The organism is Paraburkholderia nodosa, from assembly GCF_001718195.1.
Lineage (GTDB): Bacteria > Pseudomonadota > Gammaproteobacteria > Burkholderiales > Burkholderiaceae > Paraburkholderia > Paraburkholderia nodosa_A.
Window position 1 is genome coordinate 326,406 of sequence record NZ_MCNV01000001.1, and the last position, 25,837, is coordinate 352,242.

The following is a 25,837-nucleotide window of genomic DNA, read 5'->3' on the forward strand; positions in this document are numbered from 1 at the left end:
GGTCCTCCCGGTTACGAGCAATGGTTCTGATACGCGCAGGGATCGAACATTCGCAAACCTCAAGCGATCCTTACTGTCTCGACGCCGCGACGGCGTGGCTACAAAAAATAAAGGCGCGAGACTCGCAGTGTCAACCGAAGATCTGTTGCAACACGGCGATTAAGCGACGTGCATCAACGAGAAGGAAACTACGTTGGGCGTAACAATATCGTGAATACGAATTAGACCGCGCTGGAGTGCGATTGCGACTCGCCGGCATTCAAGTGCATACGTACGAAACCCACGTGTTCGCGCAACACGTAAAACGCATCGGCGAACGCGAGCGGCATGCGCAGCGTATTGAGGGATCGCTCGATCTCGTCGAGTTCTTCGATCAGCGCGCGCCGCTGTTCTTCGTTCGTATGCATGCGCGCGTCGCGCTCGATGGCGATGAGCGCGCCATAGTAGCGATAAATGCGCGAGCGCACGCGCCAGCGATACAGCGCCGGTATCGTGCGCAACGCGGGAATCACGAGCACGGCCAACGGCAGCAGCAGCACTAGCAGACGGTCCGTGACGCTCGCGAGCCAGAACGGCAGCGCGCGATAGAGAAAGCTCTTGCCCGACTTGTAGTAGCGCGTGGCGTCCTCGCTCACGCGAAAGTCGTGCACCGCCGGGCTCGGAAACTGGCCCTCGCGCTGCAGGATGCCGGGCGCGCCGTTCACCTCGCCTGCCGCTTCGATGAGCAGATCGGACAGCGCGGGATGCAGCGTATCGCGCGCGACGAGTTCGACGGTCGGGCCGATCAGATGCACCGTTTCGCGTGGCTGGCGCCTGCGCAGATCGAGCACGCCGGGCGGCAGGTCGACGTTCTCCAGATACGGAAAGAGCCGCGTATAAGCGGCCGCTTCATCGAAGCTCATCACCGAGATGCCGGGAATATCGAGCAAACGCAGCATGAGCGCGCGCGTGGTCGAGTCGCCGCTCAGCATCGCGGCCTCCACGCGTCCGGAGACGAGCGCCGTGGCCGCATCCATGCCGTCGAGCGGCAGGAACGTGGAGTCGCCGCCGGGATCGATGCCGTTCGCGGAGAGCAGCTTGAGCGCCAGCTCGCGCGTGCCGCTGCCCACGCGGCCAATGGCGATGCGCTTGCCGTCGAGTTCGGAGAGCCGCGTGAGGCCCGAGCCGCGATAGAAAACGACGATAGGCAAATAGGCCACGCTGCCGAGTGACATCAGCGAGCGTGTGTCGATACCGTCGGCGACACCGCCCTGCACGAACGCGAGATCCAAATGCTGCTGCGGATCGAGCAGGCGCTGCAGGTTCTGCACCGAGCCGTCCGATTCGAGGATGTTGAGCGTCACGCCATTGCGCGCGAGGATCGCGCGGTAGGCTTGCGCCATCTGCATGAAGGAGCTGTCGGCGGGGCCCGCGCTAATCGTGATCGTGCGCGGCGGCGCGGGATCGACGAGCCAGAAGACGAGGCCGACGACCATCGCGCAGAACAGGGCCACGGGCAGCGTAGTCAACGCGATATCGCGCCAGGCTGGATGCGCGTGGTCACGCAGAAAGTTGGGCGGCGGTCGATATCGTCTCATGAGAACCCGGCGGCAGAGCGTCAGACTCCTGGAATTCTCATGATGCCATTTTCGCGCCAGATCTGATTGCTGGCGTGGCCGCCTTCCCTCAAGGGCTTACGAAACGCGTGCGCGCGTAACTGGTGTGTCAGCCCGACGCAGCCTTCGTCAGGGCAAACAGCTCGGTGCGCAGCGCCTTCGCGCGGTCGCGCTTCATGTGCTGCTCGAACTCGGCCTGCGCGTCGAGCCACAACGCATGCGCCTTGTCGTAGCGACGCAAGCCCGCAGCCGAAAGCCGGTAGACCAGCGTGCGGGTGTCGTGCTCGGCCGCCGCCGTGAGCACGAGGCCGTCGCGCTGCAACGGCTTGAGCGCCCGCACGAGCGTCGTGCGGTCCATCACGAGGTCGTCGGAGAGTTCGGCGGCCGTGGCGTCGGGCCGGCCCGCGAGGCGAGAGAGGATGGTGAACTGCGCGGCCGTCACGTCGGCCTGCGAGAGGTGCCGCTCGTAAAGCTGCGTGACGAAACGCGCGGCCTGCCGCAGCGCAAAACAGTTGCATTCCTCGCGTGTGATCCGCTTCGTCATCGTGTTCCCCGCCTGTTTCCCAGTTCGTATCTCAGCCCCACGCGCCTCACGTGGCCCGGCCATCATACTTTCTCGAGCGCGAGCGCGATACCCTGGCCACCGCCGATGCAAAGCGGCACGACGCCGCGACGCAACCCGTCGCGCTGCATCGACCATGCGAGGCGCGTGGTGAGAATCGCGCCCGTCGCGCCGATGGGGTGGCCGTGCGCGATCGCGCCGCCTTCCACGTTCACGATGTCCTCGGGAATGCCGAGTTGCTTCATGACCGCGAGCGGCACCGCCGCGAATGCCTCGTTGATCTCGAAGCGTTCGACGTCGGCCAGCGACCAGCCGGCGCGCCCCAACGCGAGTTGCACGGCGGGCACGGGGCCAAGACCGAACATGCCCGGCTCCACCGCCGCGACGCCCCACGCCACGAGCTTGACCATCGGCGAGAGCCCCTCGGCTTCGGCAAAGCCGCGCTCGGCCACGAGCATGGCGCTCGCCGCGCTGTTCAGGCCGGGCGCGTTGCCCGCCGTGATCGTGCCGTCCGGTCGAAACGCGGGACGCAGTTTCGCGAGCCCTTCGAGCGTCGTGTCGGGGCGCGGCGCTTCGTCGGTATCGATGCGCTCCATGCCCTTCTTGCCCTTGATCTCCACCGCGACGATTTCTTCCTTGAAGCGCCCCGCCGCTTGTGCGGCAGCAAAGCGTTGCTGCGAACGCGCGGCCCAGTTGTCCTGTTCAGCACGCGTGAGCCCGGCCCGCGTCACGAGGTCTTCCGTATGCCAGCCCGAATGCTGGCCCGAAAACGCATCGACGAGGCCGTCGCGCAGCATGCTGTCGTGAATCTCGGCGTTGCCCATGCGATAGCCCCACCGCCCGCCGTCCAGCAAGTACGGCGCGCGGTCCATGTTCTCCATGCCGCCCGCGAGCGCGACGTCGGCAAGACCCAGCATCACTTCCTGCGCGGCGCTCGCAACGGCTTGCGCACCGGAGCCGCATACGCGGTTCACCGTGAGCGCGGGCACCTGAACCGGCACGCCGCCGCCAAGCTCGGCCTGACGCGCGGGATTCATCCTGTTGCCCGCCTGGACCACGTTGCCGAGCACCACGGAGCCGAGCCGCGCCGGGTCGAGCTTCGCGCGCGCGAGCGTTTCGCGCACCGCCGCCGCGCCTAGCTCCGTAGCCGGCACGCCCTTGAACGCACCGTTGAATCCGCCAATTGCCGTACGCACCGGCTGGCACAAAACGATCTCGCGTGTACTCATGGTCGACTCTCCTTTCATATGCGCTGTTCCACTACCATTCTATGTATGCATATGCACACTATCAAACGATTTTGTGGAACAAGCGCTCGCGTGCGCTGGCACGATTGATGTCGTGTCCAGCGCACGCGGGGTGGTAAAACCGTTGCCGCTACGTTACGGTGCGGCCGGGAAATCGAGCGTCGTATCGTTGACGCGGTTCACGAGGTTCGTGAACGTGATCGACGTCACGGCGAGCGCGATTTCCACGATCTGGCGTTCGGTATAACCGGCTTCGCGAATCGCGCTAACTTCCGCTTCGGGCACCGTGCCGTGCGTCTTCACCAACAGGCGGACGAAGTGCACGAGCGCGTCACGCTTCGCGTCGCCGGTGGCTTCGCCTGCGCGGACCGCCTTCATCGTTTCCGGCGCGAGCCCGGCGAACTTGCCCGCCAGCGTGTGCGCGGCGAGACAGTAATCACAACCCGCCACTTCGCTCACCGCGAGCTTGATCGCTTCGATGTCGGGCTTCGACAGCGTGCCGGCGGAGATCACGGCCTCCATGTTGAGCAGCGCGCCGAGCGCTTCGGGGCTATGCGTGCCGATGGTGGCGTAGGCGTTGGGCACCTTTCCCACGGCCTTGCGGATCTTTGCAAAGATTTCAGCGGCGGCGCCGGTGGCGGCTTCGGGCTTGATGGCGGAAAGACGGGACATGTTTTGCTCCTTTAACGTTGCGGGTCGCGAGCGGGTGTCTGTGTCGCGCTGCCATCGTCGATGGCATGGATGCAGTGTAGTCGCGCACCGTCGCGCTTTTAATGCCAGAATGGCGCGACTTCATGCTCGATCGTCTCACTCGCCCACCATGGATCTGCTGAGCCGCCTTCTCGCGCTGATGCCCGTTGCCGGCCGCCTCGACGTGCGCTGCCATTTCGGCGCGCCCTGGCGCATCGACGATCCCGCTGCGAAGGAGCGTGAAATCCGCTATCACGTGCTGCTTGCGGGGCGCGCCATCGTCGAGGATGCGCACGGCGCGCCCGTCGCGCTCCATGCGGGCGACATCGTGCTGTTTCCCTCGGGCAGCGCGCACGTGCTGCACGACGGCAGCGGCACGGCGCCCGCCGTAGTTGCCAGGCGGATGGAAAACGGCGTGAGCATCGAAACGAATGTGGGCGATGGCGCCATCGCCGACGTCCTGTGCGGCCGCTTCCTGCTGCCTGCCGTGCCGCAGCGCCTGCTGCGAGAGAATCTGCCGGCGCGCCTCGTCGTGCATAGCGCGCGCGACGGCACGCAGGCGCCCGAACGTCTCGTGCGCCTGATCGCGCTGTTGCGCGACGAAGCGTATGAGGCGGCGCCGGGCAGCGAGTCGCTCGTGAACCATCTTTCGGGCGCGCTCTTCGGGCTCACACTGCGCTACGCGAGCGCCGGCGACGCCCCGCCGCGCGGCCTGCTCGCGCTCGCGCAGCGGCCGCGCCTGCAACCCGCCATCGACGCCATGTTCGAAGCGCCCAGCAAGCCCTGGACGCTGCCCGAGCTTGCCGAGCTTTGCCACATGTCGCGCGCGACCTTCGCGCGGCACTTCGACGAGGCCATCGGCCGCTCGGCCGCCGACGTGCTCACCGATATCCGCATGACACTCGCGGGCCGCATGCTCGCGCAGAGCAACGACAGCGTGGCGGAGATCGGCGAATTCGTCGGCTACCAGTCGGACGCCGCGTTCCAGCGCGGCTTCAAGCGCCACGTGGGCATGACGCCGGCGCAGTGGCGCTCGCTGGCGCGCGAGGCGGCTTCCAGCGCTTGAGCGCAAAGTCATGGCTTCTGGCCGTGCCGTCTAGCCGCCGTGCGCGGGCGTTTCCTGCGCGAGCACCACGTCGCCGCTCTGGCTCCAGCCGCCGCCCAGCGACCGGTAGAGCGCCACCGCCGCTTGCGCGCGCTCGCGCTGCGCGTCGTTGAGCAGGTCCTGATCGGCGAGCAAGGTTTGCTGCGCGCTCAGCACATCGAGAAAGTCCGTGGCGCCGCCCTTGTAGAGCTGGTTAGCGAGCTTGAGCGATTGCGCCGACGAAGCCAGCGCGTCGTTCAACTGCTGCGTCTGGCTCGCCGTGCTCACGAGATCGCTGCGGCTGTCTTCCACTTCGCGCAGAGCCTGCAGCATGGTCTCCTGCAGATTCAGTTGCGACTCGCGCATGCGGCTCTCGCTCTGGTCGATGTCGGCCGTGATGCGCCCCGCGTTGAAGATCGGACTCGTCGCGCCGATCGCCGCACTAAAGAGGTTATCCGTGAGCGTGGGCATGCCGAGGTAGGACGCCGCGAGAATGCCGTCCGTGAGATTGAGCGTGAACTTCGGATAACGCTCGGCGCGCGCCACGCCCACTTCCGCCGCGCGCTGCTGCACGGTGGCGTAGGCGGCCTGCACGTCGGGGCGGCGCAGCAGCGCTTCGGAAGGCAGCATCTGCGGCACGCTCGCGGGCACGCCGGGAATGGGCGCCGTTTGCGCGAGCGCGAGCTGCGCCACCGACTCCGGCGTGCGTCCCGTGTACACCGCGATCAGGTTCAACTGATGATCGATGCTCGCCTGCGCCCGCGGAATGCGCGCCTGCAGTTCGCTTAGCTGCGTTTGTGCGCGTGCCACGTCCAGTTGCGTGGAAAGGCCGTATTTCAGGCGGTCTTGCGTGAGCAGCAAGGTGTGTTTGCGAATCTCCAGGTTATCCTGAAGGATCTTCAGTTCCGCCTGCGCATAGCGCAGATCGACGTACGCCGAGGCCGTATTCGCCGCCAGCGCGAGACGCACGGCATCGAGCGCATGCTTCTGGCCCACGAGGTTCGCTTGCGCCGCGAGCAGGTCGAGCCGCTCGCCGCCGAACACGTCGGGCGACCAGCTCAGCGCGAGACCCGCGCCCGCCTGCTTCACATAGCCGAGCGGCGGCGGCGTGTTCTGCCGCGTATAAGCGCCATGCGCGGTGAAGTCCAGTTGCGGCAGCAGCGCCGCGTGCTTTTGCGTCGTGATCGATTGCGCCTGCTTCACGCGTTCGGCGGCGGCCTGCAAATCGAGATTGCCTTCGAGCACCGTGGCGAGCAGCGTATCGAGCGTCGGGTCGCCGAATTGCGCCCACCAGGCGCGCGCTTCGATGGCGTCCTGCGGCGCGTCGATCCGCCATGCCACCGGCGCCGTTTCGTGCACCGTGGCGGGCAAGTCGGGATGCTGCGCGGGCTGCACCGCGCATGCGGCGAGCACGGCGGCCGAAAGCAGCGAGAGTACGAGACGCATGGGAGTCGATGAGCGTTCAGGGGTTTTCATGGGGCACCTCAATGGGCGTCGGGCGGCGGGCCACCCAGCGAAATCGGCTTGGAGAACGCCACGCTCGCAATGGCGACCAGGAAGCAAAGCGAGAGCACGAAGAACGTATCGGAGAACGTCATCACGAGCGCTTCGCGCAGAACCAGTGCGTGCAGTTGCGCGAGGCCCGCTTCGGCGGCATCGAGTGCATTGCCCGCCACAGACGACCAGTACGCGGTACGGCCCGCCAGCAGCAACTGCACCTGCGGTGCGCCGCCGGTCACGCTCTCGTTCAGGCGCAGATAGTGAAAGTTGAGCCGGTCGTTGAGCATCGTCGCGCTCACGGCAATGCCGATCGCGCCGCCCAGGTTGCGCATGAGATTGAAGAGACCGCTGGCCGACTTGAGCCGCGAAGGCGGCAGCGATCCGAGCGACATCGTGACGATAGGCGGAATGGCGAACTGCTGGCCAATGCCGCGCAGCGCCTGCGGCACCAGGAACTGCTGCCAGCCCCAGTCGTGCGTGAGCGGCACATACAGGTAGCAGCCAAACCCGAAGCAGATCAGCCCGAACAGCATCAGCGCGCGCATGCTGAAATAGCGCGTGGCGAAGGCGTAGACGCCCAGCGCGAGCAACTGGAACACGCCCACCGAAAGCAGCGACAAGCCGATCTGCAGTGAACTGTAGCCGCGCACTTCCGCGAGAAAGAGCGGCGTGAGATAAACGGCCACGAAAATGCCGATGCCCGTGACAAACGAAAGCAGACTGCCAATGCCGAAGTTGCGTACGAGCAGCGCGCGCAGGTCGACGATGGGGTCCTTCGCCGTGAGCGCGTGAACGATGAAGAGAAAGCCGCAGATCGCGGAGATCCACGTACAGGCAACGATCACGTCGTCGCCGAACCAGTTCTTGCGCGGGCCTTCTTCGAGCACGTATTCGAGGCAGCCGAGAAAGCCGCACATGAGCACGATGCCGAGATAGTCGCCCCGCTTGAGCAGCGAAAGATCAGGCTTGTCGATGTTCACGTACTTCGGCACGAGCGCAGCCACCGCAATACCCGGCACGAGGTTCAGATAGAACAGCCAATGCCACGACCATTGATCGGTGATCCAGCCGCCGATCACGGGCCCGAGCGTGGGCGCGAGCGAGGCGAGCGCGCCAATGGTCGTGGAGGCGACGAGACGCTGCTTGCCGGGAAAGAGCACGAAGGCCGTGGTGAACACGGTGGGGATCATCGCCGCGCCGAGTGCGCCTTGCAGGCCGCGGAACACGATCATCGAGTTGATGTCCCAGGCGAGGCCGCACAGCATGCTCGTGATGGTGAAGCCCACCGCGGAGGCCACGAAAAGCCAGCGCGTGGAGAACACCTTCGAGAGCCAGCCCGACATGGGGATCACCATGATCTCGGCAATCAGATAAGCCGTTTGCACCCATGACAGCTCGTCCTGGCTCGCGGAAAGACCGCCGCCGATGTCGCGCAACGACGAAGCGACGATCTGGATGTCGAGCGTGGCCATGAAGAAGCCGATGCACATCAGCGCGAACGCGAAGGCGCGTTGCGCCATCGGCTGCAGATGCGGAGCGAGTGTCGGGTCGGCGCTGGTCGTGGCGTTCATCGTCGTGGCCCCTTCAATGCGCTTGCGTGAGATGCACTTTCACGGTCGCCGAAAGACCGGGCCGCAGCGCGGCTTGCAGGTCCGCCGGCGCATTCGCGTCGACGCGGATGCGCACCGGCACGCGCTGCACGATCTTCGTGAAGTTGCCCGTGGCGTTCTCGGGCGGCAGCACGCTGAAGGTCGCACCGGTGGCGGGCGCGAGGCTCTCCACGGTGCCGTGCAGCGTGCCGCTGGCTGCGTCGAGCGTCACGTCGGCGCGGTCGCCCGCGTGCATCTTCTTCAACTGGTCTTCCTTGAAGTTGGCGTCCACCCACAGGCCGGTGGCGGGCACCACCGTAAGCAGCGGCGCGCCCACGTTGGCAAGCGTGCCCACCCGCGCCGTGCGATTGCCGATGTAGCCATCCACGGGCGCGGTCAAGGTCGTGTATTCGACGTTCAGTTGCGCGAGGCGCTGGTTGGCCTCGGCCGTTGCGACACGCGCCTGGGCGTCGTTAATTTGCGCGGCCAGCACGTCGAGCTGGCGTTGCGCCGCCAGCACCGCCGCGCCGCTTTGCGCAACCGACGCCTGGGCCTTCGCGTAGTCGGAATCCGCGCGCTCGACCAGCTGGTTCGAGACCGCGTCGTCCTTCACCAGTTCGCGGTAGCGCGTCTGGTCCTGACCGCTGCGCGTGAGTTCCGCATTCGAGGCGCGCACTTCGGCCTGGTGCTGGTTGATCACCGCTTCCTGCAACGTGCGCCTCGCCTGCAACTCGTCGACCGCGGCGCGCGCGCTCGCCAGCTCCGCGTTGGCCTGGGCGAGCTTCGCGTCATAGTCGCGCGAATCGAGACGCAGCAGCACCTGGCCTGCGTGCACGCGCTGGTTGTCCTGCACGGGAATCTCGGCGACGAAGCCGCTCACGCGCGGCGCCATCACGGTGACATTGCCGCCGACGTAGGCGTCGTCGGTGGTCTCGACGAAGCGCAGCACAAAGAACCAATAGCCGGCGGCAGCCGCCAGCACGAGAGCGACCGCGCCCAGCGCGAGACGCATGCGCGAGATGCGCGTACGCTCTCTCGCTTGCGTGGGCTCGACCACGACGGAAGTGGAAGGACTCGACATGACGTTTACCTGTGCATATACACTACTAAAGATGAAAAAAACGCCGCGATGGGAACAAGCGCGACGCAACCCACAAATCCAACCGAAAACGTTAAACCGCCCGTGTGATGCGAAACAGCTCGCGCCGCAGCCACGCGGCGCGTCGTGCGCCAAAACGGCGCTCGAATTCGTCCTGCGCCGCGCGCCAGTGGTCGTGCGCCGCTTCGAGGCGCGTGCGGCCCGCTTGCGTGAGCGCGAGACGGCGGCGTCGTTCGCCGCCGTCCGGCGCATCGGCCACGAGCGCGCCTCGCAGGAGCGGCCGCAAGGCGCGCACGAGCGTGGTGCGCTCCATCACCATCGAGCGCCCGAGTTCCGCCATCGTGAGACTCGACGCACGGCCCAGCGCGCCGAGAATGCTGAACTGCGTGGGCGTGAGTCCTGCCGCGCTCAAGTGCCGCTCGTAAAGCTGCGACAGATGCCGCGCGGCCTGGCGTACGGCAAAACAATCGTCGTGCTCGGGTGACTGGTAAATGTGCATATGCACAGAGTAGGCGGCAATCAGGCCCCGAACAAGCCTTACGCACGGCATCACATTATGGCCGCGGCGACAATAATCGCGGCCATGCTTTCAATTAGCCTTCACCTCCAGGGCCGCGTCGTGCGTCACGTCATCGAAAAACGCCGTGGCGTGGTCGATGAACGCGCGCACCTTCGCCGGCAGCAGCGTGCGCGTGGTATACGCGAGGCGAATCTCGATCTGCATGTCGACGAGCGGGAAGTCGTCGAGTACCGTCACGAGCTTGCCCGCCTCCAGTTCCTCCCCGACGAGCGCGGTGGGGAGAATGCCGATGCCGAAGCCTTGCAGCACCATCGCGCGGTTGAACTCGGGATTGTTCGAGGCGATTTCGTGGTGCAACGGCACGACGACTTCCTCGTCGCCCACGCGAAACGCGATCGCGGGCTTGCGCATGGAAGGCGGCATCGGCACGAACACGTGGTTGGCGAGGTCGGCAGGATGCTTCGGCATGCCATGCGCTTCGAGATACGCGGGCGTCGTGACGAGCGCGAGCGGAATGCGCTCGAGCAGGCGCGTGACGGTCGATTCGTTGTTGAGCATGAACGGCAGCACGAGGCCGAGATCGTAGCCGTCCGCGATGAGATCGACGGGGCGCTCGGTGAGGATCACGTCGAGCGTCACCTTGGGATGCGCGCGCTTGAAGCTGGCGATGAGCGGCACGAGGCGATTGACCGTGGCCGTGGTGTGCGCGACCAGGCGCAGCACGCCGCTCGCTTCGCGCGTTTGCACGGTGGCGTCGGCCTCCAGCGCATCGAGATCGTCGAGCACGCGGCAGCAGCCTTCGTAGAAGCGCTCGGCCGCCTCGGTGAGCGACACCGCGCGCGTGCTGCGATGAAAGAGCCGGCTGCCAAGGCGCTTTTCGAGGCGCGCGATGGCGCGCGAGACGACAGGCGTGGTGAGGCTGTGCATGTCCGCGGCGCGCGTGAAGCTGCGCGCCTCGACGACGGAGCGGAAGATCCGCAGGCTGTCGATGTAATCCATGGTCGTGAGGGGAATGGTGTTGGCGTAGCTTAATGCGTTTCAGTCGCCCTCGCCGAACACCTCCGCACAAAACGCCCGCCCCTCGTCCGACAAACTCGCCGTGCCGCTCCCATCTTCGGCCTGCGTCGTCACCACGAGGCCGCCGTCTACGAGCGCCGTCAATTGTCTGCGCAATCCGCTCATCGGCACGCCGGCCTGCTTCGAGAGTTTCGCGAGCGACCATGCGCGCCCCTGCCGCTCGTGCTTCTCGCATTCCGCGCGCCACAACTGCTCGAGCACGGCAATCAGCACCGGGTCGACGCCCAACTCGTCAGCGTCGCCGTCTTCGCGTTCTTTATCTGCGTTCATCGTCTGCCTCCTCATGCCATCTTCGCGGCCATTTCGCCTAGCGTCTTCAGCGCTGCTTCGGTCTGCGCGTTCCATGGGTAGCTGTAGTTCAGCCGGATGTAGTGGTGATACTCGTTGCGCATCGAGAACATGTAGCCTGGCCCGATGGTGATGCCCTGCGCGAGCGCCGCCTGATAGAGCCGCATCGAATCGACGCGCGGCGGCAGTTCCACCCACAGCACGTAGCCGCCCTGCGGCTCCGAGGTGCGCGTGCCCGCCGGAAAGAAGCGCTCGACCATCGCCCGCATGAGCCGCGCCTGTTGCCGGTAGAAACGCCGCACGCGGCGCAGATGCCGGTCGTAGCCATCGTGGCGCAAGTAGTCGGCGAGCGCCACCTGGGGAACCGAGGGTGTCGTGAGCGTGTTGAGGAACTTGAGCTTTTCGACCTGCGCGCGGTAGCGCCCCGGCAGCGCCCAGCCGATGCGGTACGAGGCGGAAAGGCTCTTCGAAAACGAGGCGCAATGCAGCACGAGGCCGCGCATGTCGAACTGCTTGAGCGTGGAAGGACGCGTCTGCCCGAAGTACAGCTCCTGATAGACGTCGTTCTCGATCACGGGCAAGTCGTGCGCCTCGGCAAGCGCCACGAGCCGCGCCTTGTTTGCGTCGGGCATGCGAAAGCCGAGCGGATTCTGGAAGTTCGGCATCACCATGCAGGCCGCGACCTTCTGGCGCGCCAGCACGCGCTCCAGCGCGTCGAGGTCGATGCCGGTATCCGCGTGCGTGCTCACTTCGATCGCGCGCATGCCCAGACGCTCGATGGCGTGCAGCATGGCGTAGTAGGTGGGCGATTCGACGGCCACCGTGTCGCCCGGCCTGGCCACGGCTTGCAGGCTCAGGTTGATCGCCTCGGTAGCGCCCACGGTGATGACGATTTCCTCGGGATCGACGCTCACGCCGTTTTCGGCATAGCGCCGCGCGATCTGGCGGATCAGTTCGGGGTTGCCGGGCGGCAGGTCGTCGATCAGGTTCCAGCTCGCATGGCGGCGCGCAATCGCGTTGGCGTACTGGTTGATGCGCCGCCAGGGGAACAGCGCCGGGTCCGGGTACGGCGAGCCCAGCGGTACGGCGTCCTGCGCGCCGATGCTGCGCAGCGTGGAAAGCACGAGCCGGCTCACATCCACGTTGGCGGGCACGGGCTGCCTCGGCGCGCTGGCGCGGCGCGGCTTGCCCGGCGAGACGGCGTCCTTGCCCTGTGCGCCCTGTGCGCCCTGTGCGCCCGCCGCGCCGCGCCCTTGCGGTGCGCCCACGCGCGCGCGCACGAAATACCCCGATTGCGGTCGCGACTCGATCACGCTGCGGCTTTCCAGCAGCGCATAGGCGCGCAGCACCGTCTTGATGCTCACGCCGTGCTGCTGGCTCGCGCGCCGCACGGAGAGAATGCGCTCGCCGGGGCCGAACACGCCGCGGCGCACGGCGGCTTCGATATCGTCGGCGAGTTGCTCGTAGCGGGTCACGTTCGGGTTGCGTTCGATCAAGCGAAAGGGGGAGGCCACGCGCGCGAGGCCGATCCCGGCAAGTCTATGACAAAACACCGCAACTGTACCCCTTGTTTTTTGGTTTTTCTGTGATCTCCGGGAGCACAGGAACACAGTAGCCTTGAGTCATCGGGCAGACCGCCCTGGAAGACGAAAAGCCAACCGCATCATGAAGAAGCCGCAAGGTCGCATCGAGCCGTATCATCATCCCGCCGCCGGCTGGGGCGCGCTCAAGCAGGTCGCCATCAACCTGATCAAGGAGAAGGTGACGGGCGGCAATTACCGCACGCTGCTCAAGCAGAACCAGCCCGACGGCTTCGACTGCCCCGGCTGCGCGTGGCCCGACCGCGAGCACGCTTCCACGTTCGAATTCTGTGAGAACGGCGTGAAGGCCGTGGCGGCGGAGGCGACCAGCAAGCGCGTGACGCCGCAGTTTTTCCAGGAGCACACCGTTAGCGAACTGATGGCGCAGTCGGACTACGAACTGGAGCAGCACGGCCGCCTGACCGATCCGCTCGTCTACGACGCGCTCCAGGACCGCTACGTGCCGATCGAGTGGGACGACGCGTTCAAGCTGATCGCGAAGCACCTCAACGCGCTCGACGACCCGAACCGCGCCGCGTTCTACACCTCGGGCCGCGCGAGCAACGAGGCCGCGTTCCTCTACCAGCTCTTCGTGCGCATGTACGGCACGAACAATTTCCCCGACTGCTCGAACATGTGCCACGAGGCCACGAGCCGCGGCCTGCCGGGCACGGTGGGCATCGGCAAGGGCACGGTCACGCTCGACGACTTCGAGCACGCCGACACGCTGCTCATCTTCGGCCAGAACCCGGCAACGAACCATCCGCGCATGCTCGGCGAGTTGCGCGAATGCGCGAAGCGCGGCGCGACCATCGTCTCGATCAATCCGCTGAAGGAGCGCGGGCTGGAGCGTTTCGCGAGCCCGCAGCACACGCTCGACATGCTCTCGCCCAAGGGCGTGCAGATCAGCTCAGTGTTCATCCGTCCGCGCGTGGGCGGCGACTTCGCGCTCATCAAGGGCGTGGCCAAGCGCGTGATCGAACTCGACGACGAAGCGCTCGCGCAAGGCACGGAGCGCGTGCTCGACGTCGATTTCATCGCCGAACACTGCGTGGGCTTCGACGCATTCGCCGCCGACCTGCGCGCCGAATCGTGGAACACGATCGTCGCCGAAGCGGGCGTGCCGATCGACGAGGTGCTCAAGCTCGCCGACATCTACGTGAAGGGCAAAGCCGTCATCTCGACATGGGGCATGGGCCTCACGCAGCACAAGAATTCGGTGGCGACGATCCAGTTGCTTTCGAACCTCATGATGATGCGCGGCAATATCGGCCGCCGCGGCGCGGGCCTATGCCCCGTGCGAGGCCATTCGAACGTGCAGGGCGACCGCACGGTGGGCATCGAGGAAAAACCCACGCAGGCGTTCCTCGACCGTCTCGGCAAGGCCTACGACTTCGAGCCGCCGCGCGAGCACGGCTACGACGTCGTGGAAACGATTCACGCGATGCTCGAAGGCCACGTGAAGGTGTTCATCGGCCTGGGCGGCAACTTCTCGATCGCCACGCCCGACACGCCGCGCACGTGGGAGGCCATGCGCGCGTGCGCGCTCACGGTGCACGTGACGACGAAGCTCAACCGCAGCCACCTCGTTCACGGCCGCGACGCGCTCATTCTGCCCACGCTCGGCCGCACCGAGATCGACCTGCAGAACGGCGTGCCGCAAGGCGTGAGCGTCGAGGACTCGATGAGCATGGTGCACATCTCCTACGGCATGAACCGGCCCGCTTCGACGAATCTGCTTTCGGAAATCGCGATCGTCGCGCGCATGGCGCACGCCACGCTCGGCAGCGACAAGGTGGACTGGCTCGACCTCGCCGCCGACTACGCGAAGATCCGCGACGGCATCGAAAAAGTGTTCGACGGTTTCGAGAACTACAACGAACGCCTGAAGCACCCGGGCGGCTTCCACCTGGGTGTGGCCTCGCGCGAGCGCGTGTGGAAAACGCCGAGCGCCAAGGCACAGTTCGTCGTGCACGCCATCGCGCTCGATACGCCCATTCATCGCGCGCGCGCCGAGCACGGTCCGCGCCTCATGACGCTCATGACCACGCGCTCGCACGATCAGTACAACACGACGATCTACGGTCTCGACGACCGCTATCGCGGCGTGTACGGCCTGCGCCGCGTGCTGTTCGCGAACCGCGAAGACATGACGATGCTCGGCTTCGAGCCGGGCCAGCACGTGGACATCACGAGCGTGTGGGACGACGGCGTCGAGCGCCACGTCGAGGACTTCATGCTGGTGGAGTACGACATTCCACGCGGCTGCCTCGGCGCGTACTATCCCGAGACCAATCCGCTCGTGCCGCTTTCGTCCATCGCCGATGGCGCGGGCACGCCGACTTCGAAGTCGATTCCGGTCCTGCTGACCCCGGCGAAGGCTATCGATCACGCCATCGCGGCGTGATGTCTGATCCCAAAGCCCCGGCAATGGCGCCGGGGCGTTTTTGCATGCGCTGCGCTTAGCTTGCGAGCTTGCGGAACGTTTCCAGCACCGCTTCGCCCTTGAACGGCTTCACGATCCAGCCGCGCACGCCAGCCGCCTTGCCGCGCTCCTTCATGGCCGGGCTGCTTTCCGTGGTCAGCATGACCACGTTCACGGCCGTATTCGCGAGTTCGCTGCGAATCTTCTCGACCATCGTGAGGCCGTCCATGTTCGGCATGTTCACGTCGCTCACCACGAGCTTCACGCCGGGGTTCGAGCGCAGCTTCGCCAGGCCGTCCTTGCCGTCCACGGCCGTGTCCACGTCCAGACCGTTCTTGCGCAGAAAGCCGGCCACTTCGTCGCGCACCGTGCTCGAATCGTCCACCACCAGAATCTTTGCCATGCTGTCCCTCTCTGTTGCGCCGCGTTGGGCGCGCATTTGATCAAAATAATTCGAGTTCGCCGCTGGCCTGCTCTTCCACGGCAGCGGCGGCGGCCTGAGCGGCCGTCTCGTCAAACCCTTCGCGCGACCAGCCGAGGCTGAACACGAACCGCTGGTCGATCACCACTTCGCGGCCCGTATCCGGGCACGTGAGCCGGTACTTGATGCACAGCTGCGGGTTGTCGGAGCCAAACGACAAATAGCGCCGCCGATGATTGATGAGCAGCGGCACCTGCACCTGCGCGCGGCCCCAACCCGCCTCGCCGGCTGCGTGTGCGTTACCCAGATAACGGTTACGGAACGCACCCCACACGAGATTCGTGAGTTCGGCGAGCACGCCGTTCACGTCGCGGAAGTCGCTCGCTTCATCGCGGCCCGCGCGCGGCGGCAGGAGTTCGATCAGCGGCGCCTCCTCGGTCTGCATGAGAAGCCAGCCGCGGCACCATGCGGTCTCGATCGGAATCAGCGTCAACACCTCGCCGAAGATGATGCGGTCGCGCACGATGCTCGGCGTGTCCCAGTTCACCTCGAGTCCGGCAAAGAGGCCACGCAGGCGCCCGAGCGTCATGTCGGTGATGCCGTCCACGAGCGGGTCCGGATAATCGTGCGAGAACACGTGCGCTTCGAGCGCCGCGATCAACGTTTCGGTATCGCTTTCGTGCCAGCTCGCGCACGGCAGGCGGCGCAACGGCTCGGGCAACGCATCGCTGTGCCCGTTCGCTGCGCGGCGCAGCACGACGGGCAGTTCGGGGCGTTCCGCTTCCAGCGCAACGGCCACCGCCGCCGCGGCTTCGAGCGAGCCGCCGAAGTCCTCGCCGAGCAGCACGCCGCCCAGGTCGTAGTGCGTCTTCAGCGCCGCAGAGAGCGCATCGCGTCGCACCGACACGCACACGCAATCGTGTGCGGCTGCGGTTTGCGCGATCGCCTCGGCGCGCGCCGTATCGCTTTCCAGCAGCAACAGCTTGCTGACTGGCTTGTTCGTGTTCATGTTTCCTTTCTCTGCCTTCAAAACAACTCGAGTTCGCCCGCGCTGTCGTGCACTTCGACTGCGGCGGTGCTCGCCACGAAATCGAGCGGCGCCTGCGTGCAGACGCACAGCGTGGCGCCAAGCCGGACGTCGTGATCGATCGTGAGCGCGTACGACTGCACGTAATCCGGCTTCAGTTCGCGCAGATACGGCAGACATCCACTGCTGAGCGCATAGGGCGTGGACATGCCGAGGTCGGGGAAATGCTCGACCAGCCGCTGGTTCATGGCCCCGCAGCACAGATTGCCGAACTCCATGAAGCACTCGGTGAGCGCACGCGCGGCGTCGCCCACGTAGTAGCGCCGCGTGCGCTCGTCATCTTCGAAGTGCAGCAGCAACAGCAGGCGGAACTGCATCGACGAAATCGTGAGCACGACCAGGTGCTCGCCCTGGGGCGCGTCGCCCGCACGAGGCTCGATTTCACAGCTGTGCTGCGCGTCGGTCACGAGACGCATGCGCGCCGCCGCGAAAAAAATCCGCTCGATGCTGTCTTTCGCTTGCGTGCCGATCATGCGTGCGCCCCGGCGCGCGTCGCTTCGAGCTGGTGATGCAGCTGCTGCGTCGACGCTTCCACGCTCGCGAGCGTCGCCGCGATCATCTTGCCGCCCGCCTGAATGTCCTGGAACGTCGCGGCCGTGATGAGGTCGTTGCGGTTCAGGCTGTCGCGGTAGCTCTTCGAGAGTTCCTGCGAACGCGTGGCGAGCGAGCGCACTTCACCCGCCACGATCGAGAAGCCACGGCCGGCCGCGCCCGCGCGCGCCGCTTCGATCGAAGCGTTGAGCGAGACGATGAGCACATGGCTCACGATCGACGACAGCTCCTGGTTCTTCTTGTGCATGTCGTTGTTCTGCGCCATCAGCGAGATCATCTGCTCGTGCCAGCGCTCGAACGTCGACGACATGAGCTTCAGGCGCGCAGCCTCGCTCGCGATGCGCGCCGCGTGCTGCATGGCGTCGTCACGCTGTGCGCGCTCGCTGGCGAGCGCCGCTTCGAGTGCGTCGGCCACGGACCTGCGCTGCGCGAGTTCCGCGCGCAGCGACTCGATCTGCGCAGCCAGCGACTCGTGTTCGCGTGCGGCGTCTTCCTGCTGCGCCGTGTGGTGCGCTTGAGCCTGTGCAAGCGTGGCTGCGTGCGCGGCATCCTGCGCGCGCGCTGCCTCACGTGCGTGCGTTTGCGCACGCTTGCCCCACAGGACAGCCGCGCCGGCCGCCAGCGCGATAAGCGCTGCACCTTCGATCAAATACGGTAAGACCACTTCCACCCCCGCCATGCGCTAGCCCGCCAGCGCTTCCTCTTGCTTTGCCTGCGTTGCATTCGCCACCTTGACGGCCCACTCCTGCGGCAAACGCACCACGGTCTGGAAATGCCGGTAATCGGCGCCCGCGCGATCATCGGTGAAACGCAGTTCGATGGCGCCATCCTCGCGTTCGAGGAAATCGCGCACCGCGTCCATGCCCACGCCGCGGCCGGAGACTTCGGTCACGCTCGTCGCCGTCGAAAAGCCGGGGCGGAAAATGAACGCCGCGATCACGTCGTCGCTCACCGCTTCATAGGCCTGCAGCCAGCCGCGCTCCACCGCGATGCCGCGAATGCGCGCGAGCGCAAGGCCGCGGCCGTCGTCGGCGAGCGTCAGTTGCAGCGCACCGTCGTGCACGTTCACGTCGATGTCGATGTGACCCGACTCGTCCTTGCCGATGGCGCGGCGCTGCGCCGGCATCTCAATGCCGTGGTCGAGCGAGTTGCGCAGCAGGTGCATGAACACGTTCTTCACCGTGCCGGCGGCCTCGCTGCGCAGGCGATAGCCGTTGTCCGCGATCCGCACCACCGGTTCCACCTTGCCGAGTTCCTGGGCGAGCGAGGGCAGCGAGCCGGTCACGCCCGCGAGCGCATCGGCCACGCGCTCGGTGCCGATGGCGCGCAGCGTAGCGCGCAGTTCGGCGCGCATCGCACGCAGGGCCGGCAGGTCGTTGTCGTCAGTGCGATCGACGATGCGCAGCGTCTCTTCGATCGCTTCGCGCGTGACCGTGAGGCTCGCCGCGCCGTTTTGCGCGCCAGCCGCACGCGGGCCGCGCCCGAGGCTCACTTCGTTGATGCTCGAATAGTGCTCGAGCGCCGTCTTCACGCGCTCCAGATCGGCGATCAGCGCCTGCTGGTCCCACGCGTGGCTCGTGTCCTCGCGGCGCAACGCGTCATAGCGCTGCTCGACTTCGTGCACCACGCCCGTGAGATGCTGCAGGCTGTACGTGCGCGCATTGCCCTTGATCGTATGCATGTTGCGGAACAGCGCGGCAATCGCGCTCGTGTCCGCGCAGTCGTGCTGGCGAATGATGTGCTCGTTCTCGTGAATGAAGCTCGTCGAGCTTTCCACGAAGTGATGGAACTTCTCTTCGCTCACCGCGAGAATTTCGCCGATCATTTCGAGGCGGCGCTTCTGCTCGCCCGCTTCGGCCGCGAGTTCGCGCAACTCCGTCACGTCGCGCACGCACAGCATGAGGCGCACGACCACGTCGTTTTCGTCGGTGATGGCCGACCAGCTCAGGTCGAGCACCTTCGCGCGGCCATCGGGCAGCATGCGCGTGATTTCGTTCACGAGCAGATGCTGGTTGAAGGCGAAGTTCACGTCGTCTTCGCCAAGGCACGCGTGCACGGCGGCGTCGATTTGCGCGAGGGTGTCGGCGTCGAGATCCGTGTGCGAGAACACGAGGTCCATCAGCGAGCGGCCCGCAATCTCGTTCGTTTCGAAGATTGCTTCTAGATACGCCGAATATTCGTTGTGGATCGTCGCGCCTTCGACCACCGTGAGAATGCCCTGCTGCATGTTCTGCAGCATCGCCTGAATGTCGGCGGTCTTGCGCTTGAGCTGCGCGGAGCTTTGCTGGATCTTCTCGATCATGCCGTTGAAGGCGACGATCGAATGACCGATTTCGTCCATGCGGCCCACGGGCACGCGGCGCGTGAAGTCCTGGCTGGACGCGATCTCGCTCATCATAGCCTGCATGCGCGAAAGCGGTCGCGTGATCTGGCGGTAGAGCAGCGCGCCGATGAGCGTGAGCAGCAGCACCGCGCCGCCCGTCACGCCTGCGATCGCGCTCGTCGTGGTGTCGAGCGTGCCGTTGAGCGTGCGGATTGCGTCGTCCTTCTGGCGGTTCTTTTCCACGCGCATCGTCGTCACGATGCCTTCGAGTTCGTCGCGGTACTGCGCGACGTTCGCGAAGAGATAGGCCTGCGCGAGGTCGTTCTTGCCGCTCGCCTTCATCTTCGCGGTGTCGTCGATCGCGGAGAAGTAGTTCGCGAGGCTTTCCTGCGCCTGCGAAACGAGGCCTTCCTGCGCATGGCTGGCTGCCGCCTTGCGCTGCACGTCGAGCGCGGCGCGCAACGCGGCTTCCTTGTCCTTGAGTTCGTTTTGCGCGAGCGACGCGACCGTGGCGTCGGGTGCGTAGACGAGCGTCATGGTCGCGAGCTGCACGTCTTTCACGAGCGACACGAGGTCGGATGAAGCGAGAGCGCTCGGCACGACGCCCTGGGTAACCTGGCGGACGTCGGTGGCGCTGCGGCGGGCCTGCAAGGCCGCGTAGCCGCCGATGGCGGACAGCGCGACGAACATCAGGACGATGAGTAGCGTGATGCGGTGACGAATGGTCATGTCGAAATCCCCGGGCCTTCGTCGCGCCGGCTGCGCTATGGTTGCGCAGCTCGGGACACGTCGGCCAATTATTCGCGGTGGATTATCGACGTTCAGGTATGACGAAATGATGACTACGCATAATTCGCCCGAGCGCACTGTGCGTTACGCCACACTTGACGTTCGCTCTGCGTTGCGCATTGTCCGGCCGCGCCGCGGCGCTCAGTCGGGAACGGCCGGGTCGTCGAGAAAGAGCACCATCAGTTCGTCGTCGGCGTACTCGCCGTCGAGGTACAGGCCGCGGGGCTCGACTCCGTAGCGCACGAAGCCGCACGAGCGGTAGAACGCCTGGGCGCGGGGGTTCAGCACGCTCACCACCAGTTGCACCTGGAGCAAGCCTAGCGCACGAGCGTGAGCGATGACGCCCTCCATCAATTGCCTCGCAATGCCCGCGCCTCGCCATGCAGGATCGACAAAGACGCCCCAAATGAGCCCCTTGTGTGCCAGCTTGCGGCGCGGCTCGCGCATGAGGCCGGTGATGCCGACTAGCGTGTCGTCCACGAATGCGCCGAATACGACCTGGTTCTCCGTGGCACGCACCCGGGCGCGGCTTTCTTCGGGCGTGCGCTTCGATTCCTCTTCATAGGTCGGGACGATGCCGGCGGGATTATTTCTGGTCGCGTACAAACGCATGGCGTGAAACGCCTCGGCGTCCTGCTCGGTCAGCGGGCGAATCGCTGTAAGCGTTGGCTTCGTCGGCTTCGTTTCGTTCATGTGCAGCGCCTGGCATGGAAAGGGAATGACCCCTGCGATTCGAACAAGCCTATCACGTCCCGCCTGCCTGCTCGCGTTGCGCTAAGATGGACCACCTGCGTCGCTCGATGCGCGCAGCATCACTCCGGGGTCTCCCATGCCGCAAGCCACGACGTCCGACGCACAACCTTACTTCTGGCGCGACGCTGACCTGCCGTTCATCGAGGTGCGCGCGATCGCCGACGGCCGCAAGGTCCGCTACGGCCGTCACGCACACGGCACGTTCTCGATCGGCGCGGTCACGGGCGGGCGCAGCACCTACCTGAACGGGAGCACGCTCTCGCATATCAGCGCGGGCGCGGTGGTGGTCATCAACCCGGAAGTCGTGCACGCCTGTAACCCGGCCGCCGACGAGCCCTGGGCCTACCGCATGTTCTATCTCGACACGGCGTGGCTCGCGAATCTGCAGCACGACCTGGGCTTCGGCGCGCACGAGGCCTTTCGCCCGTTCGAACAGACCTTGAGCTGGGAGCGCGATTTGTTCGACGGGCTCAACGCGCTTTACGAGCTGCTCGTCGATACGAATGAGTCGGCGCTGCGCAAGGAATGCGCCGTCGTAGCCTATTTCTCGAGGCTCCAGCAGTCCCTGAATCCGGCACCGGTCAGCGCACGCGAACCGAACGAGCGCCTCGCGCGCGCAGCAGAATTCATCGACGGCAACTACACGCGCACGCTCAAACTCGAAGAAATCTGCGCCGCCGCCGATCTTTCGCCCTCGTACCTCATTCGCGCGTTTCGCGAGCAATACGGCATGACGCCGCACGCGTATGTCGTGAACCGGCGTATCGAGTTCAGCCGCGCGCAACTGCGTCAAGGGCACGCCATTGCCGATGTTGCGGCGCAAGCGGGTTTCGCCGATCAGGCGCACCTGCAGCGCGCGTTCCGCCAGTTCGTTGCCGCAACGCCGGGCCAGTATCGCGGCTAACGTCGCCGCCGCGCGCTCAGGCAAGCACGAGCCAAACCGCACTGCCCGCCAGCAACAACGCCATCGCGCGGTTCACGAAACGCACGCGCGACGGTTCGCGCAAGGCCTGGCGCAGAGACGCACCTGCCCACGCCCAGCACGCAATCGACACGTAGCACACCACGAAATAGATCGCGGCGAACTGCCAGACGAGCGCATTTTCGCCGGAAGCCGCATATAAGCCCATGCCCGCCACCGAGGCAAGCCACGCCTTGGGGTTGAGCCATTGCATCGTGGCGCCCACCATCAGCGAGGGACCGCGCGCCGCGTTCGGAGAGTCGATGCGGCCGTCGTCGGTCGCGAGCCGGTAGGCGACGTACAGTAGAAAAGCCACGCCCGCCCATTCGAGCGCGCGCGTGAGAAACGGCAGGCGCGCCAGCAGCTCCTGCATGCCGAGACCGATCAGCAGCAGCAGCAACGTGAAGCCCACGGTCGCGCCGGTGACGTGGCGCAGGCTCGCGCGCAGCCCGTAGCGCGCGCCCGCGCTCAGCGCAACGATATTGACGGGTCCAGGGGTGATGGAAGTGGCCAGCGCGAAGGCGGCCATCGACAAGGCAGTGCTCACGGTTTTCCTCGCTACGCTCATGGGCGATCAATATGCGTCGAGGGTAGACGCGCGCGCCGCCGGCGTATTGAAGAAAATTGCCCTGCCGGCGAGCGCGGCACCGCGCCGAACCCGCGCTATCATTGCGCCGCACCGACGACTCCCATTCCGGAACTGCAACGTGAAAAAGATCCTCATCATCGGCATCGGCGCGGGCGATCCGAAGTACCTGACCGTGCAGGCAATCGAAGCGCTCAACGCAGCCGACGTGTTCTTCGTGATGGACAAGGGCGCGGCCAAGGACAAGCTCGTCGCGCTGCGCAAGGAAATCTGCGCTCGCTTCATCAAGGACCACGACTATCGCATCGTGGAGGCCACGAGCCCCGAGCGGCGCCGCGACGAAGGTCTCGATTACAAGGCCGCCGTGGACGAGCTCAACCGCGACAAACAGCGCGTATTCGAGCGCCTGATCGAAGAGGAATTGACCGACGGCCAATGCGGCGCGTTTCTCGTCTGGGGCGACCCGTCGCTCTACGACAGCACGATCCGCATTCTCGATTCGATCCTGGCCGATGGCCGGCTCGCGTTCGACTTCGAGGTGATCCCCGGCATCAGCAGCGTGCAGGCGCTCGCGGCGAAGCACCGCGTGCCGCTCAACTTCATCGGCAAGCCGGTGAGCATCACGACGGGAAGGCGGCTCGCGGAGGGCGGTTTTCCGCACGACGTGGACAGCGCGGTGGTCATGCTCGACGCGCAGAACGCGTACGCGCAGATCGCGGGCGAAGCACTCGATATCTACTGGGGCGCCTATGTCGGCACCCCGGACGAGATCCTGATGGCGGGCCGGCTGGAAGACGTGAAAGACGAGATCGTCCGTGTTCGCGGCCAGGCGCGCGAAGCGAACGGATGGATCATGGACACGTACTTGCTGCGCAAGCGCGGCGTGAAAGACTGAAAGAAGAACGGGGCGCGAACATCGACGTTCGCGCCCGTTGCCGGGTTCACACGTTGAGGCTTACGCCAGGCCCACGCATACCGCCACGATAATCGAGCCGAACAACAGCACGGCACCCAACGTCTTGCGCTTGTTGAGCTCAGTCCACAGCAGCACGCCCGTAAGCGAAAGCAGAATGAGCGCCCCGGCGAAGCTGTCGATGAACAGCACCCAGCCGACGCTCATCCCCGTTCCCTTGTGCAGATTCGTGATCGTCGAGACGAGCGAGTTGTCGTTGCGCTTGAGCGTGAGCTTGTCGTTGCCCAGCCAGTACTCGACCATCACGCTCTCGCCGGGCGATGTGAACATGATCTGCCAGTGCTCGGGCTGCACGACCTGGCGATCGCCCCAGGCCACGTTGTGCTCGGGCTCCTTCTGCACGCGGCCCATGCGCGCGGGCAGTTTCAGATCCGGTTGAGAGCGCAACCATTTCACCATCTCGCGCGGCGTTTCGGGCGCGGGGTCGGGCACGGCAATCTGCACCGTCGAGACTTGCGGCGCGCCCGGCGAAATGCGCAGCGGCTCAGCGCGATGGTTGAGCACGAATCCCGTTGCGCCGAACAGCAGGCCGAGCGCAGCGCCCCACAGGCCCACCCAGCCGTGCACCTTGCGCAACCACTTGATGAAGGTCGCACGGCGCGAGCGCTTCGCGCGCTCGTCGCGCCGTTCGGCGTCGAGACGTGCGCGCGGCGTTGCCGGCGCGTCGATCTCGGCGGTATCGGAAAAGCTCATGTTTCACTCCAGAGTCGCAACGTACAGCAGGAAGGCCACTCCCGCCCACTCGAGCGCGCGCGTGAGAAACGGCAGGCGCGCCAGCAGTCCTGCATGCCGAGACCGATCAACAGCAGCAGCAATGTGAAGCCAGGTTCGCCGCCGTCGCATTCGTCGGCGACGAGAGAAAGAGCGTGCAGGAAACGTCGGCGCGCAGTTTTCACGGCGTTGGGCAGCACACGCACTGCACCATCCACGGGACTGCCGGACGTCATGCCGCCTTCGCAGCGGTTCAAGAGCAGCGCATAGACCTGGTTGGGGCTGGGGAGGGTTCCACGGTAATGAGAATCGATATCATTCCATATTTTGTATTTTCTTTCAAATGGAATTGGCTTTTAGCGACACCGCTGGCGACATCGATTTTCTTCATGCTGGAAAAGCTCGGCGCAGTCGTCGGGACTTCGAACCTTCACATCTACGCGGCCATGCGTGGCGGCCGTGCGCTTGCGGCCGCCGCATTGAAAACCTGCGATCAGTCGAGCGCGCGATCGTTCGGATGCGCAAACAGCGCCCGATTCTCGTTGGACAACGGATAGTTCAGGTTCATCCCCTTGGGCGGCACGGGCTGCGTGAACCACTTCGTGTACAGCCGCTGCGCTTCACCCGAAGTCTGCATGCGAGCGATCACGCCATCGGCCAGCTTCTTGAAGACGGGATCGTCCTTGCGCACCATGCAGCCATAAACCTCCGAGAGCGGCGGCGTACCGGTGATCACGTAGTCCTGCTGGTCCGCCTCCTTGGCCCGCGCCCCGTACAACAGCGGCTCGTCCATCACGAACGCGACCGCGCGCCCCGTCTTCACGTTGAGAAACGACTCCGCGTGGTCCTTGGCGGCGATGAGTTGCATGCCCATCTTCTTGTCGTTGTTCATCTCGCGCAGCAGCCGGTCCTCCGACGTGCCCGCCGTGGTCACGACCGTCTTGCCTGCGAGATCGGGGAAATCCTTGATGCCGGAATCCTTTTTCGCAATCAGGCACACGCCGTACTGAAAGAAGCTGTTCGTGAACGCGACCTGGTTGTCGCGATCCTTCGTGTGCGTGGTCGAACCGCACTCGATATCGATCGTGCCATTCTGCACGAGCGTAATGCGGTTCTGCGAAGTGATCGGAATTTCCTTGACCGTGAGCTTGTCGAGCTTCAGCTCCTTTTTCACCTCGTCGACGATCTTCAGCGCGATGTCCTGCGCATAGCCGATCGTGTGTTGCTCGCTGTCGTAGTAGGAGAACGGCACTGACGATTCCCGCACGCCCAGGGCAATCACGCCTGTATCGCGGATTTTTTTCAGAGTAGCGCTCGTGGCGTCCTGCGCCTGAGCCGGCCCGAGATACGTGCATCCCATGACGACTGCTGCGAGCGTTGCAACTTTTTTCATTTAGTCTCCTCCGGATGGTCCGTCGGCGCTTC

General features: G+C 65.5%; 24 protein-coding genes and 1 pseudogene. 4 read left to right on the forward strand and 21 right to left on the reverse strand.

Annotated features, from left to right (window positions below):
• Positions 1 to 221: 221 nt before the first annotated feature.
• From BFD71_RS01365 to BFD71_RS01380, 4 genes are all read right to left on the reverse strand, one after another.
• Positions 222 to 1,577: a TAXI family TRAP transporter solute-binding subunit gene (locus BFD71_RS01365; protein WP_069261485.1), complete on the reverse strand. Its 1,356-nt coding sequence runs from the start codon at positions 1,575 to 1,577 to the stop codon at positions 222 to 224.
• 127 nt (positions 1,578 to 1,704) lie between these two features.
• Complete coding sequence (locus BFD71_RS01370; protein ID WP_069261486.1) at positions 1,705 to 2,139, reverse strand: MarR family winged helix-turn-helix transcriptional regulator; 435 nt, start codon at positions 2,137 to 2,139, stop codon at positions 1,705 to 1,707.
• Between the two features lie 62 nt (positions 2,140 to 2,201).
• Entirely contained in the window at positions 2,202 to 3,386 is a 1,185-nt protein-coding gene (locus BFD71_RS01375) for a thiolase family protein (RefSeq protein WP_069261487.1), read from the reverse strand.
• A gap of 153 nt (positions 3,387 to 3,539) precedes the next feature.
• Positions 3,540 to 4,076 carry a carboxymuconolactone decarboxylase family protein gene (locus BFD71_RS01380; protein WP_069261488.1) on the reverse strand — a complete coding sequence of 179 codons (537 nt, stop codon included), beginning with the start codon at positions 4,074 to 4,076 and terminating at the stop codon, positions 3,540 to 3,542.
• Positions 4,077 to 4,224: 148 nt separating this feature from the next.
• On the opposite strand from BFD71_RS01380, the gene BFD71_RS01385 reads away from it, so the two are divergent.
• Positions 4,225 to 5,160, forward strand: a complete 936-nt coding sequence (locus tag BFD71_RS01385; protein WP_069261489.1) for an AraC family transcriptional regulator — start codon at positions 4,225 to 4,227, stop codon at positions 5,158 to 5,160.
• Positions 5,161 to 5,190: 30 nt separating this feature from the next.
• On the opposite strand, the gene BFD71_RS01390 is transcribed toward BFD71_RS01385, so the two are convergent.
• From BFD71_RS01390 to BFD71_RS01420, 7 genes are all read right to left on the reverse strand, one after another.
• Positions 5,191 to 6,624 (reverse strand): efflux transporter outer membrane subunit, encoded by a 1,434-nt coding sequence (locus tag BFD71_RS01390; RefSeq protein WP_069261490.1) that lies wholly within the window; start codon positions 6,622 to 6,624, stop codon positions 5,191 to 5,193.
• A 38-nt stretch (positions 6,625 to 6,662) separates the two neighbouring features.
• Positions 6,663 to 8,198, reverse strand: coding sequence for a DHA2 family efflux MFS transporter permease subunit (locus BFD71_RS01395; RefSeq protein ID WP_141710551.1), 1,536 nt, complete (start codon positions 8,196 to 8,198; stop codon positions 6,663 to 6,665).
• A gap of 64 nt (positions 8,199 to 8,262) precedes the next feature.
• Entirely contained in the window at positions 8,263 to 9,348 is a 1,086-nt protein-coding gene (locus tag BFD71_RS01400; protein ID WP_069261492.1) for an HlyD family secretion protein, read from the reverse strand.
• Positions 9,349 to 9,439: 91 nt separating this feature from the next.
• Positions 9,440 to 9,865 carry a MarR family winged helix-turn-helix transcriptional regulator gene (locus BFD71_RS01405; protein ID WP_069261493.1) on the reverse strand — a complete coding sequence of 142 codons (426 nt, stop codon included), beginning with the start codon at positions 9,863 to 9,865 and terminating at the stop codon, positions 9,440 to 9,442.
• A 90-nt stretch (positions 9,866 to 9,955) separates the two neighbouring features.
• Entirely contained in the window at positions 9,956 to 10,885 is a 930-nt protein-coding gene (locus tag BFD71_RS01410) for a LysR family transcriptional regulator (protein WP_069261494.1), read from the reverse strand.
• 39 nt (positions 10,886 to 10,924) lie between these two features.
• Positions 10,925 to 11,233 (reverse strand): helix-turn-helix domain-containing protein, encoded by a 309-nt coding sequence (locus tag BFD71_RS01415; RefSeq protein ID WP_069261495.1) that lies wholly within the window; start codon positions 11,231 to 11,233, stop codon positions 10,925 to 10,927.
• An 11-nt stretch (positions 11,234 to 11,244) separates the two neighbouring features.
• Positions 11,245 to 12,726, reverse strand: a complete 1,482-nt coding sequence (locus BFD71_RS01420) for an aminotransferase-like domain-containing protein (protein ID WP_069261855.1) — start codon at positions 12,724 to 12,726, stop codon at positions 11,245 to 11,247.
• A 190-nt stretch (positions 12,727 to 12,916) separates the two neighbouring features.
• Here BFD71_RS01420 and BFD71_RS01425 point away from each other — a divergent pair, with 190 nt between their 5' ends.
• Positions 12,917 to 15,238, forward strand: a complete 2,322-nt coding sequence (locus BFD71_RS01425) for an FdhF/YdeP family oxidoreductase (protein ID WP_069261496.1) — start codon at positions 12,917 to 12,919, stop codon at positions 15,236 to 15,238.
• A 55-nt stretch (positions 15,239 to 15,293) separates the two neighbouring features.
• On the opposite strand, the gene BFD71_RS01430 is transcribed toward BFD71_RS01425, so the two are convergent.
• The 6 genes from BFD71_RS01430 to BFD71_RS01455 all read right to left on the reverse strand — a co-directional run bounded on the left by BFD71_RS01430 (position 15,294) and on the right by BFD71_RS01455 (position 21,121).
• Positions 15,294 to 15,659: a response regulator gene (locus BFD71_RS01430; protein WP_028229743.1), complete on the reverse strand. Its 366-nt coding sequence runs from the start codon at positions 15,657 to 15,659 to the stop codon at positions 15,294 to 15,296.
• Between the two features lie 40 nt (positions 15,660 to 15,699).
• Positions 15,700 to 16,686, reverse strand: a complete 987-nt coding sequence (locus BFD71_RS01435; protein ID WP_069261497.1) for a chemotaxis protein CheX — start codon at positions 16,684 to 16,686, stop codon at positions 15,700 to 15,702.
• 17 nt (positions 16,687 to 16,703) lie between these two features.
• A complete protein-coding gene (locus tag BFD71_RS01440; protein WP_069261498.1) occupies positions 16,704 to 17,237 on the reverse strand; it encodes a hypothetical protein in 534 nt (177 codons plus the stop codon).
• Positions 17,234 to 17,995: a methyl-accepting chemotaxis protein gene (locus tag BFD71_RS42715; RefSeq protein ID WP_141710538.1), complete on the reverse strand. Its 762-nt coding sequence runs from the start codon at positions 17,993 to 17,995 to the stop codon at positions 17,234 to 17,236. The genes BFD71_RS01440 and BFD71_RS42715 overlap by 4 nt, the downstream gene beginning before the upstream one ends.
• Before the next feature lie 3 nt (positions 17,996 to 17,998).
• The gene (locus tag BFD71_RS01450; protein WP_069261499.1) at positions 17,999 to 20,368 is read right to left on the reverse strand and encodes a HAMP domain-containing protein; all 2,370 of its coding nucleotides are present in this window, start codon (positions 20,366 to 20,368) and stop codon (positions 17,999 to 18,001) included.
• 201 nt (positions 20,369 to 20,569) lie between these two features.
• A complete protein-coding gene (locus BFD71_RS01455) occupies positions 20,570 to 21,121 on the reverse strand; it encodes a GNAT family N-acetyltransferase (protein ID WP_069261500.1) in 552 nt (183 codons plus the stop codon).
• 136 nt (positions 21,122 to 21,257) lie between these two features.
• Here BFD71_RS01455 and BFD71_RS01460 point away from each other — a divergent pair, with 136 nt between their 5' ends.
• Positions 21,258 to 22,085 (forward strand): helix-turn-helix transcriptional regulator, encoded by an 828-nt coding sequence (locus BFD71_RS01460; protein WP_069261501.1) that lies wholly within the window; start codon positions 21,258 to 21,260, stop codon positions 22,083 to 22,085.
• A gap of 16 nt (positions 22,086 to 22,101) precedes the next feature.
• On the opposite strand, the gene BFD71_RS01465 is transcribed toward BFD71_RS01460, so the two are convergent.
• The gene (locus tag BFD71_RS01465) at positions 22,102 to 22,689 is read right to left on the reverse strand and encodes a LysE family translocator (RefSeq protein ID WP_141710539.1); all 588 of its coding nucleotides are present in this window, start codon (positions 22,687 to 22,689) and stop codon (positions 22,102 to 22,104) included.
• A 160-nt stretch (positions 22,690 to 22,849) separates the two neighbouring features.
• Here BFD71_RS01465 and cobF point away from each other — a divergent pair, with 160 nt between their 5' ends.
• A complete protein-coding gene (cobF, locus tag BFD71_RS01470; protein ID WP_069261857.1) occupies positions 22,850 to 23,623 on the forward strand; it encodes a precorrin-6A synthase (deacetylating) in 774 nt (257 codons plus the stop codon).
• 60 nt (positions 23,624 to 23,683) lie between these two features.
• Here cobF and BFD71_RS01475 read toward each other — a convergent pair whose 3' ends face one another.
• The 3 genes and pseudogenes from BFD71_RS01475 to BFD71_RS01485 all read right to left on the reverse strand — a co-directional run bounded on the left by BFD71_RS01475 (position 23,684) and on the right by BFD71_RS01485 (position 25,805).
• Complete coding sequence (locus tag BFD71_RS01475) at positions 23,684 to 24,394, reverse strand: PepSY-associated TM helix domain-containing protein (protein WP_069261503.1); 711 nt, start codon at positions 24,392 to 24,394, stop codon at positions 23,684 to 23,686.
• Positions 24,395 to 24,528: 134 nt separating this feature from the next.
• Positions 24,529 to 24,693 (reverse strand): annotated as a pseudogene (locus BFD71_RS41945) (PKHD-type hydroxylase); the annotation flags it as partial.
• 212 nt (positions 24,694 to 24,905) lie between these two features.
• Entirely contained in the window at positions 24,906 to 25,805 is a 900-nt protein-coding gene (locus BFD71_RS01485) for a transporter substrate-binding domain-containing protein (RefSeq protein ID WP_069261505.1), read from the reverse strand.
• Positions 25,806 to 25,837: the final 32 nt, after the last annotated feature.

Bases quoted from the DNA above. Each gene is read 5' to 3' on its own strand.
- BFD71_RS01365 (WP_069261485.1), bottom strand. From the start codon at position 1,577: ATGAGACGATATCGACCGCCGCCCAACTTTCTGCGTGACCACGCGCAT.
- BFD71_RS01370 (WP_069261486.1), bottom strand. From the start codon at position 2,139: ATGACGAAGCGGATCACACGCGAGGAATGCAACTGTTTTGCGCTGCGG.
- BFD71_RS01375 (WP_069261487.1), bottom strand. From the start codon at position 3,386: ATGAGTACACGCGAGATCGTTTTGTGCCAGCCGGTGCGTACGGCAATT.
- BFD71_RS01380 (WP_069261488.1), bottom strand. From the start codon at position 4,076: ATGTCCCGTCTTTCCGCCATCAAGCCCGAAGCCGCCACCGGCGCCGCC.
- BFD71_RS01385 (WP_069261489.1), top strand. From the start codon at position 4,225: ATGGATCTGCTGAGCCGCCTTCTCGCGCTGATGCCCGTTGCCGGCCGC.
- BFD71_RS01390 (WP_069261490.1), bottom strand. From the start codon at position 6,624: ATGCGTCTCGTACTCTCGCTGCTTTCGGCCGCCGTGCTCGCCGCATGC.
- BFD71_RS01395 (WP_141710551.1), bottom strand. From the start codon at position 8,198: ATGGCGCAACGCGCCTTCGCGTTCGCGCTGATGTGCATCGGCTTCTTC.
- BFD71_RS01400 (WP_069261492.1), bottom strand. From the start codon at position 9,348: ATGTCGAGTCCTTCCACTTCCGTCGTGGTCGAGCCCACGCAAGCGAGA.
- BFD71_RS01405 (WP_069261493.1), bottom strand. From the start codon at position 9,865: ATGCACATTTACCAGTCACCCGAGCACGACGATTGTTTTGCCGTACGC.
- BFD71_RS01410 (WP_069261494.1), bottom strand. From the start codon at position 10,885: ATGGATTACATCGACAGCCTGCGGATCTTCCGCTCCGTCGTCGAGGCG.
- BFD71_RS01415 (WP_069261495.1), bottom strand. From the start codon at position 11,233: ATGAACGCAGATAAAGAACGCGAAGACGGCGACGCTGACGAGTTGGGC.
- BFD71_RS01425 (WP_069261496.1), top strand. From the start codon at position 12,917: ATGAAGAAGCCGCAAGGTCGCATCGAGCCGTATCATCATCCCGCCGCC.
- BFD71_RS01430 (WP_028229743.1), bottom strand. From the start codon at position 15,659: ATGGCAAAGATTCTGGTGGTGGACGATTCGAGCACGGTGCGCGACGAA.
- BFD71_RS01435 (WP_069261497.1), bottom strand. From the start codon at position 16,686: ATGAACACGAACAAGCCAGTCAGCAAGCTGTTGCTGCTGGAAAGCGAT.
- BFD71_RS01440 (WP_069261498.1), bottom strand. From the start codon at position 17,237: ATGATCGGCACGCAAGCGAAAGACAGCATCGAGCGGATTTTTTTCGCG.
- BFD71_RS42715 (WP_141710538.1), bottom strand. From the start codon at position 17,995: ATGGCGGGGGTGGAAGTGGTCTTACCGTATTTGATCGAAGGTGCAGCG.
- BFD71_RS01450 (WP_069261499.1), bottom strand. From the start codon at position 20,368: ATGACCATTCGTCACCGCATCACGCTACTCATCGTCCTGATGTTCGTC.
- BFD71_RS01455 (WP_069261500.1), bottom strand. From the start codon at position 21,121: ATGAACGAAACGAAGCCGACGAAGCCAACGCTTACAGCGATTCGCCCG.
- BFD71_RS01460 (WP_069261501.1), top strand. From the start codon at position 21,258: ATGCCGCAAGCCACGACGTCCGACGCACAACCTTACTTCTGGCGCGAC.
- BFD71_RS01475 (WP_069261503.1), bottom strand. From the start codon at position 24,394: ATGAGCTTTTCCGATACCGCCGAGATCGACGCGCCGGCAACGCCGCGC.
- BFD71_RS01485 (WP_069261505.1), bottom strand. From the start codon at position 25,805: ATGAAAAAAGTTGCAACGCTCGCAGCAGTCGTCATGGGATGCACGTAT.